This is a genomic window from Streptomyces sp. NBC_00425, from assembly GCF_036030735.1.
Lineage (GTDB): Bacteria > Actinomycetota > Actinomycetes > Streptomycetales > Streptomycetaceae > Streptomyces.
On sequence record NZ_CP107928.1, the window covers coordinates 4313535 to 4328204 of the forward strand.

The window sequence follows — 14670 nt, forward strand, 5'->3', positions numbered from 1 at the left end:
CCTCCCCCGCCGGCTCACGGCAGGAGCCTCGGCTTCTTGCGCGCCGCCACGTCCTCGACCCATCCGCTCAGCAGCACGAAGACGCCGATCAGCAGCCAGCCCACGCCGAACATGAACCACTGGCTCTCCAGCGGCAGGTACGTCTCGAACGCGGGGACGTCCCAGAAACGGTCGATCAGCGGGACGGCGAGGATCAGGGCGATCTCGTGCCACAGGTAGATCGTCACGGCACGCGCGTTGAAGACGGTGACGATCCGGTTCGTCCGTCGGAAGCGGGTGAGCCTGGCGAAGTCGATGCCGAAGTACGCCTTCGCCCACATCAGCAGCATGACGAAGCCGGCCGACCAGAAGGCCTGCGCGAGAGGGTTCTCGTCGAGGTCGTAGGTGCCGAGGTCCGCCTGGTGCGCGAAGGCGTACCACCCGCCGAACCCGAGCGCCGCCAGGGACGCCGCGACCACCACGGCGGGCTTCAGGCGCTGCAGGACGCCGTCACGGTGTGCGAAGCCGAGCATCCAGCAGAAGAGGTACGTCGACAGGTCCCACAGGGCGGTGCCGACACGGTTGTCGGGGCCCGCCCAGACGAAGCTCAGGACCAGTACCGGCGCGAGGGACAGCGCCAGCGCGGGCAGCGGGGCGAGCCGGAACAGCCGCAGCAGCAGCGGGGAGAGCAGGACGAACCACAGATAGGTGCGCAGGTACCAGAGGATCTCCCAGGCCTGCTCGCCCCAGGCGTTCCCCGGCGGGTCGCCCAGCGGCACCACCCAGTAGACGATCTCCCAGTCCGGAATCCAGCCGTGGACCAGCATCGCGAGGACGACGAAGACGCCCCAGAACCAGAAGGGCGGCAGAAGCCGGCGCAGGCGGCTGCGCACCACCTTCGGGGCCGGACGCTCCAGGGATTTCGCCATCAGGGTGCCGGCCAGGCCGAACATGACGCCCATGGAGGGGAAGACCAGGGCCGCCCAGGCCCAGCCGAAGGTGTGGTAGGTGACGACCCTGATCAGAGCCAGGGCACGGAGGGTGTCGAAATACCGGTCCCGCTGGGGGGCGGCGGGCTCGGGCCGGGTCTCCTCGGCCGCCGCCGGCTCGACGACGACGCCCAGCCCGGCCCGGGCCGCGTCGTCCCCCTGCTCCCCCTCGTCCCCGTGCTCGGTGCGGTCCTCGTAGCCGGTGCGGTCCTCGTAGCCGGTGCGGCCCGCGTAGTCGGTGTGGTCCGCGTAGTCGGTGCGGCCCGCGTAGTCGGTGTGGTCCGCGTAGTCGGTGTGGTCCGCGTGGCCGGGGTGGCCCGTGATCTCCGTGTACTCCTGTCCATACGGCTGCTGCGGCGGATACGGCTCCTGTGGATACGGCTGCTGAGGGCAGGGCTCGTGTGGATACGGCTGCTGCTGGATGTACCGCGCCTGGTGGGCGGACGGCTGCTGGGGCGCGTACGGCTGCCGCTCGCCGTGCCCGTACCCGTCGCCCTGCTCGTACCCCGGCCCGTACCCGGGCCCGTACCCGGGCCCGTGGTCCTGTCCGGCCCCCTGCCCAGGGCCCTGCCCGTGCCCCTGCTGCTGGTCCCAGTTCATCGGCTCGCCCCGGCCGGGGTGCCGACCTCGCCCGTGCGCTTCAGCTTCTGCCAGCGCAGTCGGCCGCCGGTGAGCGCGGTGATGCAGGAGTGGATGAGGACGAGGTACATCATCTGGCGGTAGGCCAGCTGTTGCAGCGGCATCATCAGCAGGTAGCGGTACTTCTCTCGGTCCAGCCGGAACGCGTAGGCCGCGCAGCCGAGCTGGACGCCGAGGACCGCGAACCAGGCCAGCAGGGCCGCCCTGAAGTCGATGAAGATCATCGAGTAGGCGGTGAAGACGTCGATCAGCGGGGCGAAGACCGGCGTGACGATCTGGAACAGCACCACCAGCGGCATGCCGACCCTGCCGAAGCGGCCCGAAGACCCCCTGTCCGTCAGGGACTTGCGGTGCTTCCAGAGCGCCTGCATGGTGCCGTAGGACCAGCGGTAGCGCTGGGACCACAGCTGCTTCAGGGAACCCGGCGCCTCCGTCCAGGCCTTGGCGTGCTCCTGGTAGACGACCTGCCAGCCGGCGCGGTGCATGGCGATGGTGATGTCGGTGTCCTCGGCGAGGGTGTCCTCGCTCATGCCGCCGACGTCGAGCACGGCCTCGCGGCGGAACGCGCCGATCGCCCCGGGGATGGTCGGCATGCAGCGCAGCAGGTCGTACATGCGCCGGTCGAGATTGAAGCCCATCACGTACTCGATGTGCTGCCAGGCGCCGATGATCGTGTCACGGTTGCCGACCTTGGCGTTGCCGGCCACCGCGCCGACCTTCGGGTCCGCGAAGGGCTGCACGAGCTGGTGCACGGCGTCCGGCTCGAAGACGGTGTCGCCGTCCATCATCACGACGATGTCGTAACGGGCGTTGCGGACACCGTTGTTGAGGGCGGCCGGCTTGCCCGCGTTCTCCTGCCGGAGGACGCGGACGTTCGTCATGCCGAGGGCCGCCGCCGCTTCGAGCGAGATCTCGGAGGTGTCGTCCGTCGAACCGTCGTCCACCACGATGACCTCGATCGGATGGGTGCTCTTCGCCAGCGACTTCAGGGTGTTGGCGATGCACTCCTTCTCGTTGTACGCCGGGACGATCACGCTGACCGGCCGGGTGACGGTGGGGCCCCAGCTGAAGCGGCGCCTGTTGCGCTTCCTGTGGTGCCGGCGGGCCAGGATCAGCATCATCCCGAACCGGCCCATGACGGCCACGCCGACGATCATCAGCCCCACCGACAGCGTCGGCACGGTCCACTCGGCGAGGGTGACCGCCGCGATCAGGGCCTTGCCCTCGTACAGGGTCACCCCGGTGGCCTCGCGGTGGGCCGCCTGAAGACGGTCGGCCGCCCCGCCGGCGGTACCACCGGGCTCACCCGTCCCGTCGACACCGCCGGCGGCGGCCGCGCTCCCGCCGTCGGGCGTCGCCGTGCCGGAGGTTCCGCGGGATGCCGCGGTCTGCTGCTGCATCGCGCCGCTGATCGTGGTGAAGGTGTAGCCCGCTGCCTTCATCTTCTTGATGTACGCGGGCAGCGCCTTGATCGTCTGCGAGCGCTCGCCGCCGGCGTCGTGGAAGAGCACGGACGCGCCCTTGCCGTCCTCCGGCGTGGCCCACTCGATGATCTTCGAGACGCCCGGCCTCTTCCAGTCGTCGCTGTCGGTGTCGACGAAGACGCTGGTGTAGCCGTTCTCGCCGAGCTCCTTGTAGACCGGCCAGCTGTAGTTGTCGATGGCGTCGGTCTCGGAGGAGTAGGGGGCCCGGAACAGCGTCGTGGTGATGCCGGCCGCGCCGGCGAGGGCGAGCTGGGTCTGCGTCATCTCGCGTTGCACGCGGGCGTCGGACTGGTAGGAGAGGTCGACGTGGGTGAAGGTGTGGATGCCCACCTCGTTGCCCTGCTGGACCATGTCCCTCACGATGCCCGGGTAGCGCGAGACCATCGAGCCGACCAGGAAGAACGTACCGGGCACGTCGTACTCCCGGAGGATGTCCAGCACCTGGGGCGTCCAGGTCGGGTTCGGGCCGTCGTCGAAGGTCAGCGCGATCGTCTTGTCCGGCACCGAGACCGTGGTGGCCCGGCCGCCCCGGAAGGTCAGGATCGGGCCGCCGTCGAGGACGCCATCGGGCACCTTGCTGTCGCTGGCGCCGGTGCGCACGCGCTGGTCGCCGCCGACCTCGGCGCGCAGATAGCCGTCGAGGAGCATCACGCTGGTCAGCGCGAGCAGAAGCAGCAGGGCGAGGATGACGCGTGGTTTCTGCAGCGCCGCGGCCTTGCCCGCCGCCCGCTCGATGCGGGTCGGTGCGCGGCGGCGGCCGCGGGAGGAGGTGGTCGTCATGGAAGTGGCTGCGCTCCGGTCAGTTGGCGGCCGCGGAGGCGGTGGTGGCGGTGGCGGTCGGGGCCGAGCCGGGCGGCTCACCGGCGGTGCCGCCGGCGGGCGGGGTGCCGGTGGGCTTCGCGGGCGGGGCGCCGATGCCGCCCTGCGGCTGGACGCCTCCGGGGCCGGAGTTCTGGGACCCTCTCGGGCCGCCGTTGCCGAACGGCAGCAGGGAGGACGGGGTCAGCGAAGTGCCCCAGCCCATGAAGGCGGCTCCGAGCACGACTGCGTACGCGAGACAGCCGACGCCCAGCAGGAGACCTGCCCGGCGCAGCAGCTTCGACCTGCGTCCGGAGCTGTCGACGAACACGGGCCCCTCGGCGGAGGCGTCGTCACGTTTGCGGCTGCGACGGCTGCCGCGGGTCGCGGCAGGGCTTTCGATGGCGGGCTCGGATTGCATTCACCGGATATTAGGGAGCCTTTATGTGGGACAAACTCTGCGTCGCGTGTGAGAGACCCATGAGAAACACCCGAATCTGTCACTTCCCTGAGAGATACCCGAAAGCCCTGCGCAACCCCGATCCCCCATGGGAGGGTTGATTGCCCCTTTTGGATGGGCGGACATCACGTTTTGCACGCTTGCATGCCTGAACCGACTGTGTGCCCACTGTTCCCGCGCGATCCGCCGAGATGTGAGACATTCCCAATTCGGGAACGCACATTGTTTCCGTCAGAGGCAGAAATCACGAGAGCGGGTGCTTACGCAATGAGGAGTCTCCTGATGCCGACGGCCGGGGTCGCCTGTCTGGTCGCCCTGACGTTGGCCGGATGCTCCGCGAATTCCGGCGGCACGTCGGACGACGCGGCGCCCGCGGCCACCGGCCGGGCCGGCGGAAGGTCCGCCGGCGGACCGCCGTCGACGAGCGGATCGCCGTCCGCGAGCGGCTCGCCGACGACGGGTGCCGGGGAGTCCGCTGCCGGCACCGCCTACGCGCCCTACGTGAGCGCGGACGAAGCCTCCGCCAACGACGCGGCCGGCTCGCCGACGACGTACAACCTGGCGTTCGTCATCGCCGACGGCCGTGACTGCACGCCGAAGTGGAACGGCGTCGGCGCGCTCGGGGACAAGGCGGTGAAGTCCCGCGTCTCCGCGCTGACGAAGACGGGCGCCACGGTGCGCGTCTCCTTCGGCGGAGCCTCCGGCACGGAACTGGCGGCCGCCTGCGACAGCGCGTCGGCGCTCGCGAAGGCGTACGGGGAGGCACTCGACGCGGCCGGCTCCACGCAGGCCGACTTCGACGTCGAGGGCGACGAACTGACCGACTCCGACTCGGTCGCCCTGCGCTCCGCGGCGATCGCGGCACTGCAGAAGGAGCGTCCGGACCTGGAGGTCACCTTCACGCTCCCGGTGATGCCCTCCGGGCTGGACTCCGCCGGCCTGGCGCTGCTGGCGTCGGCGAACAAATACGACGTCCAGGTCTCCACCGTCAACCTCATGACGATGAACTACGGCGAGTCGTACGCGGGTGACATGGGCGGATACGCGATCACCTCGGCGACGGCCGCGCAGGCGCAGCTGAAGAAGGTGTTCGGGACGGACGACTCCGGCGCGTGGAGGGGGATGGCACTGACGTCGATGATCGGCACGAACGACGTCGACAACGAGACGTTCACGCTCGCCGACGCGGCCCAGGTGCGGGCGTTCGCCGAGGAGAAGGGCATCGCCTGGGTGTCGATGTGGGCGACGTTCCGGGATCGGCAGTGCGAGGCCGGCACCGCCACGGACGACGCGTTGACCGACTGCAGTGGGGTCGCGCAGGAGGACGGGGCGTTCGCGGAGGCGTTCTCGCGGTGAAGGTGGAGGTAGGGGTTCAGGTTGAGGTGGAGTGGAGCACTCGCGGCCCTCTCCCGCGCTCCTGACGGGGCGCCCTCACCGGCGCCGGTAGACGAGGCGGCCGTCCGCCACCGTGGCCACGCAGGTGCCCGCGCCGCGCTCCGCGAGTTCGGCCTCGTCCCGTACGTCGAACACCGCGAAGCGGGCCGCGGAATGCCGCTCCCGCGGCTGCGCGAACTCCACCGGGATCCCGGCGGCGTACGGGTCGAGCGCGGGTGTCCCGCCGGGACGTCCGATCCGGCCCATGCCCGCCAGCGCGGACCGGTGCAGGGCCTCCCGCACCGCGCGGTTGCGCAGGTCCTCGCAGGCTGCCCTGACCGTGCCGTGCGCCAGCATGCGCTGCACACAGCGCCGCACGCTCGCACTCCAGCGGGCGTCGTCCATGGTGAGGGCCGCCAGCGCATCCCCGGTCAGCGGCTCGACGCCCAGTTCGTCGGCCTCGCGCGGGTCCGGGTGGTACGCCTCCTCCAGCAGCTCGTTGCCGTGCAGGTTGATCAGCCCCGGCGTCAGGATGCCGGGCCACGTCCGCACGCGCGCGCCCGGATGAGCGGCGACGAGTTCCGCGAGCGGCCCGGCGTCGGCGATCCACGCGCCCTTGACGGCCAGCGCCCGGTCCCTGGAATCCGCGTGAATGGTCAGCATGCGGCGGCTAGTTGGACGTCAGCAGCTTCAGCTCGGGGTGAGCCGTGCCGCCCTCGATGGCCGTGGACGAGATGTGGGACATGACCCGCTCGTCGACCGGGTCGTTCGCCGGGTCGTCGTGCACGACGAGGTGCTCGTACGTCGTGGCGCGCTGGGCCGGGACGCGGTCCGCCTTCCTGATCAGGTCGATGATCTCCAGGCGGTTGGAGCGGTGCCTGGCGCCGGCCGAGGAGACGACGTTCTCCTCCAGCATGATCGAGCCGAGGTCGTCGGCGCCGTAGTGCAGGGAGAGCTGGCCGACCTCCTTGCCCGTGGTCAGCCAGGAGCCCTGGATGTGGCGGACGTTGTCGAGGAACAGCCGGGCGACCGCGATGATCCGCAGGTACTCGAAGAGGGTCGTCTGGGTGCGGCCCTTGAGGTGGTTGTTCTCGGGCTGGTACGTGTACGGGATGAAGGCGCGGAAGCCGCCCGTGCGGTCCTGCACGTCACGGATCATCCGCAGGTGCTCGATGCGCTCGGCGTTGGTCTCGCCGGTGCCCATCAGCATGGTGGACGTCGACTCGACGCCCAGTCCGTGCGCGGTCTCCATGATCTCCAGCCAGCGCTCGCCGGACTCCTTGAGCGGGGCGATCGCCTTGCGCGGCCGGGCGGGCAGCAGCTCGGCGCCGGCGCCGGCGAAGGAGTCGAGGCCGGCCGCGTGGATCCGGGTGATCGCCTCCTCCACGCTCACCTTCGAGATCCGCGCCATGTGCTCGACCTCGGACGCGCCCAGCGAGTGGATCACCAGCTGCGGGAACGCCTTCTTGATGGCGGAGAAGTGCTGCTCGTAGTACTCGACGCCGTAGTCCGGGTGGTGGCCGCCCTGGAACATGATCTGGGTGCCGCCGAGCTCGACGGTCTCCGCGCAGCGGCGCAGGATGTCGTCGAGGTCGCGGGTCCAGCCCTTGGCCTTGTCCTTGGGGGCCGCGTAGAAGGCGCAGAACTTGCACGCCGTGACGCACACGTTCGTGTAGTTGATGTTCCGCTCGATGATGTACGTCGCGATGTGCTCGGTTCCCGCGTACAGCCTGCGGCGTACCGCGTCGGCGGCGGCGCCCAGCGCGTGCAGCGGGGCGTCGCGGTAGAGGTCGAGAGCCTCCTCGGGGGTGATCCGCCCACCGGCGGCGGCACGGTCGAGGACGGACTGAAGTTCGGCCTTCTCGGTCACCGGGAGCGTCCCTTTCGTCAAGGGTTGTGGACAGACCGAGCCAGCCTACGCCAGCCCTCCCGGCGCCCCGACCTCAGGCCGCGTACGCGCCGACCAGCAGCCCGGCGAGCGTGCCCACGAGCATGAACGGCCCGAAGGCGATGAGCGTCCCGCGTCCTCCCCGACCCACGACGAACAGCACGCCGCCGTACAGCGCGCCGAACAGGAACGCGGCGAACGTGCCCAGCATGACGGTCGGCCAGCCGTACCAGCCGAGGACGGCGCCCATGCCGAGCGCGAGTTTCACGTCGCCGAAGGCCATGCCGCCGGGGTTGACGAGGTGCAGCACGAGGTAGCCGGCTCCGAGGGCGAGCGCGCCCAGCAGGGCCGTCGTCCAGTCCCCGGCGTGCTCGGGGAGCAGCGCGGCCAGGCCCAGCAGGGCGAGGGCGGCGACCGCGAGCGGGAGGGTCAGCGGGTCGGGCAGCCGCCGCACCCTGATGTCGACGACGGCCAGCAGCACCCCGACCGGCGCGAGCGCCAGCCACACGGCCGACTCGGGCCGCACACCGGTCGCCATGGCAAGCGCGGCACACAGCAGCGCGGTGAGGACGGGGAGGAGAAGGGCGCCGGGGGCGACGGTGTCGGCGCAACGGCGGCAGTATGCGCGTCCGAGCCAGCCCCGGAACGGATGACCGGCCGGGCAGGCCGCCAGCCAGCCGCCGCCCGCTTCCCGCCCTTCCGGCACTTCCGGCATTTCCGGCCCGTCCGGCCCGTCCGCCTGCTCGTCGTTCTCGTCCTGTTCCTCCTCCGGCGGCACGGAGAAGCGGTACGCGGCGCGCGGCAGCAGCGCCCCTGTCACGGCGCCCCACAGCGCGGCGACGGCGGTCAGTGTCAGGTCGCTGGGCGGTGTGGTCATCGTCAGAGATCGTAGGGAAAAGGGAGGGACACGGGAGGCCGGAACGTTCGGCACGACACCGTCCGCCCCACCTCCCTGCTCCCCACCTGCCCGGGGCCGCTATCCGACCTTCGACATCCGTGCGACCGGGTTGCCCTCCGCCGCGCTCTCGGAGGTGTAGGTCAGGTCGTCGCCGGTCGGCGTGAGCCGGACCGGGTGCGGCTTCGGATTGCAGCCGCCGTGGTTGTTCGCGGCGCCCACGGACGTGGCGACGACCTCCTTCGCCGTCACCTGCTTCAGCGTCAGGATGTCGACGCAGACGCCGCCGAGCACGTCCGTCTGCCGCAGCTCCCCCAGTTTCCCGCCCACGACCGCCTTTTGGACCGTCACCCGGAACGTGCCCATCGGGAGGGCGCCGTCGAGGCCGCTTGCCTGCCCCTCCCAGGTGCCGATGTACCGGGCGGGCAGCGCGGCCGCCGACGAGCCGCCGGTGGCACCGGGACTCGCCGCGGGCGACTGCCCCTCGGTGGCGCCGGGGGTCGCCGCGGCCGTCGGCGCCGGGGAGTTCGCGTCGCTGCCGGCCTCGGTGTCCTGGCCGCCGTCGCCCGGCAGCCACTGGAACAGAAGCACCGAGCCGACCGTCACCGCCGCCATCGCGCCCGCGACCGCCAGCGCGACGGTGCAGCTCAGCCGACGTCCGCGGCCGCCCTCGCCGGGCGTCGCGCTGCCCGCCACGGTGACCGACAGCCGGCCGCGACCGTCGGAGCCTCCGGCGTGTTCGGAGCGTCCGGAGCGCTCGGCCTCGTCGGCCGCAGGCTCGGCGTCCCTCGGCGTCGGCACGGGCACGGCAACCGGGCGGTCGGCCCGGTCCGCCGGAGTCGGCGGGGTCGCCGGAGTCGCGGGGATCACGTCCATCACCGGTGGCGGCCCGAACACCCCCAGCGAGGCCGGTGGCTCGCCCGCCGGGACCCTGCCCGACGCCGCTGCCACGGGCTCCCCCGACGTCGTCGGCGCGCTGCCGAACACCACCGGACCGGACACGGCGGGCTCCGCGCCGGCGTGCGTCCCCTCCAGGTTCAGCAACTGGACGGCGCTGCGCCCCAGCTGTTCCACCAGCGCTCCCGGCAGCCAGCCGTCCGCCACCAGCCGGGCCGCGCCTTCGGGCCCGAGGCGCCGGGCCACTTCCGCGGGGGACGGTCTCGCTGCCGGGTCCTTGACGAGGCACGCCTCGGCGACCGCCCGCAGTTCACCGCGCAGCCCGTCCTGCGGCGAGCCGAGTTCCGGTTCCTCGTGGACGACCTTGTAGAGGAGCGCGGCCGACGAGTCACCGGGGAACGGGGACCGTCCGGTCGCCGCGTACACCAGTACCGCGCCGAGGGAGAAGACGTCGGCGGCGCCGGACGCGCCCCGGCCGAGGATCTGTTCCGGGGCCATGTAGCCGGGCGAGCCGACCGAGACGCCGGTCGAGGTGAGCGAGGCGGTGCCGTCGGTCGCGCGGGCGATGCCGAAGTCGATCAGCAGCGGGCCGTCGACGGTCAGCAGCACGTTGGACGGCTTGACGTCCCGGTGCACCAGCCCCAGTCCGTGCACCGTGCCGAGGGCCTCCGCCAGGCCGGCGCCGAGCACGCGCACGGAGTGCTCGGGCAGCGCCCCGCCGGACGCGACCGCGGCGGCCAGGGACGGTCCGGCCGCGTAACCGGTCGCCACCCAGGGCACCGTAGCCTCCGGGTCTGCGTCCAGGACCGGCGCCGTCCACGCCCCGCCGACCCGCCTCGCGGCCTCGACCTCGCGCCGGAACCGGGCGCGGAACTCCTCGTCGAGCGCGAGGTGCGGATGCACGATCTTCACGGCCACCGTGCGGCCGCCCGCGCTGCGGCCGAGGTAGACCCGGCCCATGCCGCCGGAACCCAGCCGGCCGAGCAGCCGGTAGGGCCCGACCGTCGTGGGTTCACCGTCTCCGAGCGGCTGCATCGGCGCCACACCCTCCCCCGTCAGGACTCCGTAGGAGACTACGCAGATCGGGGCCGGAGCAGTTCCACCCTGACGTCCGCCGGGAAGCCCGTGGTCGGACCGACACGACGGGCGAACTCCGTGACGGCCTCCAGCTGGGGCGCGCCGAAGCGGAAGTCGAGGGTGGTGAAGTACCGCTCGAGGACGTCTTCGTCGAACTCCTCCCAGCGGGCCGCCTGCTCGGCGACCTTGCCGACCTCCTCCAGGGAGAGGTTGCGGGAGTCGAGGAAGGCCTGGTGGACCTGGCGGGTCAGGACGGGCTCGCGCTCCAGGTAGTCGCGCCGGGCCGCCCACACCGCGAAGACGAAGGGCAGTCCGGTCCACTCCTTCCACAGCCGGCCGAGGTCGTGCACCTCCAGGCCGAACCGTGGTCCGTCCAGCAGGTTCGCGCGCAGCGCCGCGTCGCCGATGAGGACGGCGGCCTCGGCCTCCTGCATCATCAGGCTGAGGTCGGGCGGGCAGGTGTAGTAGTCCGGCCGGACGCCGAAGCGGTCGGCCAGGAGCAGTTGCGCGAGGCGCACCGAGGTCCGGGAGGTCGAGCCGAGGGCGACCCGGGCGCCGTCGAGCTGGTCCAGCGGCACCTGCGAGACGATCACACAGGACATCACCGGGCCGTCGCAGCCCACGGCGATGTCGGGAAAGGCGACCAGGTCGTCGGCGTTCTTCAGGAACTCGACGAGGGTCACGGGCCCGATGTCGAGATCGCCCCGCACCAGCTGCTCGCTGAGCTTCTCCGGGGTGTCCTTGGTCAGGTCGAAGTCGAGGAGCGTGCCGGTTCTCGCGAGCCCCCAGTAGAGGGGCAGGCAGTTGAGGAACTGGATGTGGCCGACGCGCGGCCGGGTGCGAGAATTGTCCACATCGCGAGGCTAGACCCCGTCGGGTACGCTGCGGACTCCGACCCCCGAGTCAACCCCTTTCATGGATCTTCAAACGTCCGAGTGACGTGATCTTGACCTCTATTGCTTTCGGCTGCCCACATGCTAGGCTCGCCGCAAGTTGCAGTTTGGTTTCCCTTGCAGTACAGAGCCTGCGGAGCATGTAACCGCGGGCTCTCGTCGTTTTCAGACGTATGCAGTTGTGCGGCACTTGCTTTCACGCTTGCAGGGTTCTGGAGCAGGGCAACCCTTTGGGCCCAAGGAGGGCTTATGGCTACCGGAACCGTGAAGTGGTTCAACGCCGAAAAGGGCTTTGGCTTCATCGCCCAGGAAGGCGGCGGCCCCGACGTCTTCGTCCACTACTCCGCGATCAACGCGCAGGGCTTCCGCTCGCTCGAGGAGAACCAGCAGGTCTCCTTCGACGTGACGCAGGGCCCGAAGGGTCCCCAGGCGGAGAACGTCACCCCCGTCTGATCTTCACACCCTGAGATCGCAAGTCTGAGAGCAGTACCCAAGGAGCCCTGTGCCGTTCGGCACGGGGCTCCTGCCTTTGCCCTCCGCCCCCGCCCGTTGTCCTCTGTCTTCGGTCCTCTGCCTTCGGTCCTCTGCCCTCGGTCCTCTGCCCTCGGTCCTCTGCCCTCGGTCCTCGGTGGAATGGCGTGGAACCGCCCCCGTGCCGGTAGGGCCTCCTTAAGCTCCCCACCCATGACCGCTCCCGACTTCGTCACCACCACGCGCGCGTTCTACGACGCCGTCGCCGAGGACTACGCCGAGCTGTTCGTCGACGAGCTCGCCGCGAGGCCGCTCGAGCGGGCCGTCCTCTGCGCCTACGCCGAACTCGTCGGGGCCGGCGGCCGGGTGGCCGACCTGGGTTGCGGTCCCGGCCGTACGACGGCGCGGCTCGCCTCGCTCGGGCTCGACGTGTCCGGGCTCGACCTGTCGGAGTCGATGCTGGCGATCGCCCGGCGCGAGAACCCGGGGATCCGGTTCGAACAGGGCTCGATGCTGGAGCTGGACTTCCCCGACGGCGCCCTGGCCGGAGCCGTCTCCTTCTACTCGACCATCCACACCCCGCTGGACGAGTTGCCCGCCCTCTTCGCCGAACTCCACCGCGTCCTGGCCCCCGGCGGCCATCTCCTGCTGGCCTTCCAGGTCGGCGACGAGCCCCGGCACCACCACCGCCCCTGGGGCCACCCGGTCTCCCTCGACTTCGAGCGCCGGCGCCCGGAGGCGATGGCCGCGCTGCTGGCCGGGGCCGGCTTCACCGTGCTGTCGCGCACGGTGCGGGAGCCGGACGCGAGCCTGGACGAGCCGACCCCCCAGGCACTCCTCATCGCGCGCAGGCCCCCGGAGACGGAGGCCGCGTCCCCCGCCCCCGAACCCGGTTCGGACGCCTAGAGCACCCCGGCGAGGTCGAGGGCCGCGATGTAGCCGAAGGTCATCGCGGGTCCGATGGTCGAACCGGCGCCGGCGTAGCTGTGGCCCATGACCGCCGCGCTGGCGTTGCCGGCGGCGTACAGACCCGGGATCACCGAGCCGTCGGGTCGCAGCACCCGCGCGCGGGCGTCGGTACGCAGGCCGCCCTTGGTGCCGAGGTCTCCGGGGACGATGCGGAAGGCGTGGAACGGAGGCAGCCACAGGGGGGCCAGGCAGGAATTCGGAAGGACTCCCGGGTCCGTGTAGTAGTGGTCGTACGCGCTGTCGCCCCGCCCGAAGTCGGTGTCGTCGCCCCGCAGCGCGAGCGAGTTGAAGCGGTCGACGGTGGCGCGCAGGGCGGGCCCCGGGACGCCGATGGCGGCGGCGAGGGCGTCCAGGGACCAGGCCTTGTGCGCGGCGCCCGAGCTGTACCAGTCGGCCGGGAACGGGAAGGTCGGGGCCACGTCCTTGAACAGGTAGCGGTTGCGGTAGTTCTGGTCGGTGATCAGCCAGGCCGGGATCGCGGGGTCGGTCGGGTTCTGGTCGTACATGGTGTGGACGACGTCGCTGTAGGGGCCGGCCTCGTTGACGAAGCGTCGGCCGGCCGCGTTGACCAGGAGTCCGCCGGGGAGGGTGCGTTCGGCGAGGCAGAACCAGGGCTGGCCGGGGAGCGGGATCGCCGGGCCCCACCAGGCGTCGTCCATGAGGGCGAGGTCGGCGCCGAGCCGCTGCCCGGCCCGGATGCCGTCCCCGGTGTTCTCCTTCGCGCCGACGCTCCACTCGCCGATGGGCCGGCGCTGGTACTGGGCTCGCATCGCCGCGTCGTGCTCGAAACCGCCGGAGCCGACGACGACCCCGCGCCGGGCCCGCACCAGGCCGGGCGCCCCGTCGCGGGTGATCACCGCGCCGACGACGGCTCCGTTTTCGACGTGCAGGTCGGTGAGCGGGCTGGAGAGCCAGAGCGGCACTCCGGCGGCGCGCAGCCCGAGCCGCAGGCCGCCCGCCAGGGACTGGCCCATGGTGAGCGGCTTCTGGCCGAGGAGCGCGGCCTTGGTGCCCCGGGCCAGGCACTCGGCGGCGACAGCGGCGCCCCGCACGCTGACGGCGGTCAGGTTGAGCCACTTGTAGTCGGCGCTGAAGACCACCATCCCGGCCGGGACCTGGAGGTACGAGGGGTTGAGGCGGGCCAGGTCCGCGCCGAGGAGGTTGCCGTCGAGCTGGTCGGGCTCCACGGAGCGGCCGTTCGGGAGGCCCCCGGGCAGCTCCGGGTAGTAGTCGCTGTAGCCCTCCATCCAGCGGAAGCGCAGCGGGCTGTGGGCCATCACGGAGGCGAGCATCGCCGGGCCGTGTGCGAGGAAGGCGCGCTGCCGGTCGGCGGGGACCTCCGGGCCGACGACCGCGGCCAGGTAGGCGGCTGCCTTCGCGGGGGTGTCGGGGACGCCTGCCGCGAGGATCACCGGGTTGTTCGGGATCCAGATCCCGGCGCCGGACCGGGCGGCCGAGCCCCCGAAGGTGGCCGCCTTCTCGACCACCACACAGCTCAGCCCCTGCCGGGTCGCGGTCAGCGCGGCGGTCATCCCGGCCGCGCCGGAACCGACCACGACGACGTCGTACGTGCCGAGCAGGGGCAGGTCGGCGGCGGCGGCCGGCCGGCCGGCGGCGAGGACGAGCCCGCCGCCCGCGGCGGCGCCGAGCACCGTCCTGCGCGAGGGACGGCTGAGCGGCGGTGCGCTCTCGGGTGGTCTCACAGGGTCCGCGCTCATGGTCATGGCCACTCCAGCCCGCCGGGACGTCATGGATGGATTCGGGTGGGGGGACCGGAATGTCGCGCGTGGGTCTTGTGAAGTCAAGGGCCGCGCACGGGAGTTCGCCAGCGGCATCACCCGCAGACACCCGCTGCCG

Annotated in this window: 12 protein-coding genes; 3 read left to right on the top strand and 9 right to left on the bottom strand. The window is 71.7% G+C overall.

All coding sequences use genetic code 11. From position 1 onward, the window contains the following. Positions 1-14: 14 nt before the first annotated feature. The 3 genes from OHS82_RS18405 to OHS82_RS18415 form a co-directional block, all read right to left on the bottom strand. On the bottom strand, positions 15-1103 hold the full coding sequence (locus OHS82_RS18405; RefSeq protein ID WP_443061832.1) for an acyltransferase family protein: 1089 nt from the start codon (positions 1101-1103) through the stop codon (positions 15-17). A gap of 461 nt (positions 1104-1564) precedes the next feature. Continuing rightward, positions 1565-3871: a bifunctional polysaccharide deacetylase/glycosyltransferase family 2 protein gene (locus OHS82_RS18410; RefSeq protein WP_328434161.1), complete on the bottom strand. Its 2307-nt coding sequence runs from the start codon at positions 3869-3871 to the stop codon at positions 1565-1567. A gap of 19 nt (positions 3872-3890) precedes the next feature. Beyond that, positions 3891-4310, bottom strand: a complete 420-nt coding sequence (locus tag OHS82_RS18415) for a hypothetical protein (protein ID WP_079041682.1) — start codon at positions 4308-4310, stop codon at positions 3891-3893. A gap of 306 nt (positions 4311-4616) precedes the next feature. Here OHS82_RS18415 and OHS82_RS18420 point away from each other — a divergent pair, with 306 nt between their 5' ends. Then, entirely contained in the window at positions 4617-5705 is a 1089-nt protein-coding gene (locus OHS82_RS18420) for a chitinase (protein WP_328434162.1), read from the top strand. A 75-nt stretch (positions 5706-5780) separates the two neighbouring features. Here OHS82_RS18420 and OHS82_RS18425 read toward each other — a convergent pair whose 3' ends face one another. The 5 genes from OHS82_RS18425 to OHS82_RS18445 form a co-directional block, all read right to left on the bottom strand. Next, positions 5781-6386: a hypothetical protein gene (locus OHS82_RS18425; RefSeq protein WP_057584824.1), complete on the bottom strand. Its 606-nt coding sequence runs from the start codon at positions 6384-6386 to the stop codon at positions 5781-5783. 7 nt (positions 6387-6393) lie between these two features. After that, on the bottom strand, positions 6394-7593 hold the full coding sequence (mqnC, locus tag OHS82_RS18430) for a cyclic dehypoxanthinyl futalosine synthase (RefSeq protein WP_328434163.1): 1200 nt from the start codon (positions 7591-7593) through the stop codon (positions 6394-6396). 73 nt (positions 7594-7666) lie between these two features. After that, positions 7667-8488, bottom strand: coding sequence for a prepilin peptidase (locus OHS82_RS18435; RefSeq protein WP_328434164.1), 822 nt, complete (start codon positions 8486-8488; stop codon positions 7667-7669). A gap of 99 nt (positions 8489-8587) precedes the next feature. Beyond that, complete coding sequence (locus tag OHS82_RS18440; protein ID WP_057584989.1) at positions 8588-10438, bottom strand: serine/threonine-protein kinase; 1851 nt, start codon at positions 10436-10438, stop codon at positions 8588-8590. A gap of 38 nt (positions 10439-10476) precedes the next feature. Then, the gene (locus OHS82_RS18445; protein WP_057584987.1) at positions 10477-11334 is read right to left on the bottom strand and encodes a menaquinone biosynthetic enzyme MqnA/MqnD family protein; all 858 of its coding nucleotides are present in this window, start codon (positions 11332-11334) and stop codon (positions 10477-10479) included. 288 nt (positions 11335-11622) lie between these two features. On the opposite strand from OHS82_RS18445, the gene OHS82_RS18450 reads away from it, so the two are divergent. Both OHS82_RS18450 and OHS82_RS18455 read left to right on the top strand, forming a co-directional pair. Then, positions 11623-11826, top strand: a complete 204-nt coding sequence (locus OHS82_RS18450) for a cold-shock protein (RefSeq protein WP_003974443.1) — start codon at positions 11623-11625, stop codon at positions 11824-11826. A 231-nt stretch (positions 11827-12057) separates the two neighbouring features. Further along, positions 12058-12750, top strand: a complete 693-nt coding sequence (locus OHS82_RS18455) for a class I SAM-dependent DNA methyltransferase (RefSeq protein ID WP_057584985.1) — start codon at positions 12058-12060, stop codon at positions 12748-12750. On the opposite strand, the gene kstD is transcribed toward OHS82_RS18455, so the two are convergent. Further along, a complete protein-coding gene (gene kstD, locus OHS82_RS18460) occupies positions 12747-14537 on the bottom strand; it encodes a 3-oxosteroid 1-dehydrogenase (RefSeq protein WP_328434165.1) in 1791 nt (596 codons plus the stop codon). The two genes, OHS82_RS18455 and kstD, sit on opposite strands and share 4 nt — an antisense overlap. Positions 14538-14670 lie beyond the last annotated feature (133 nt).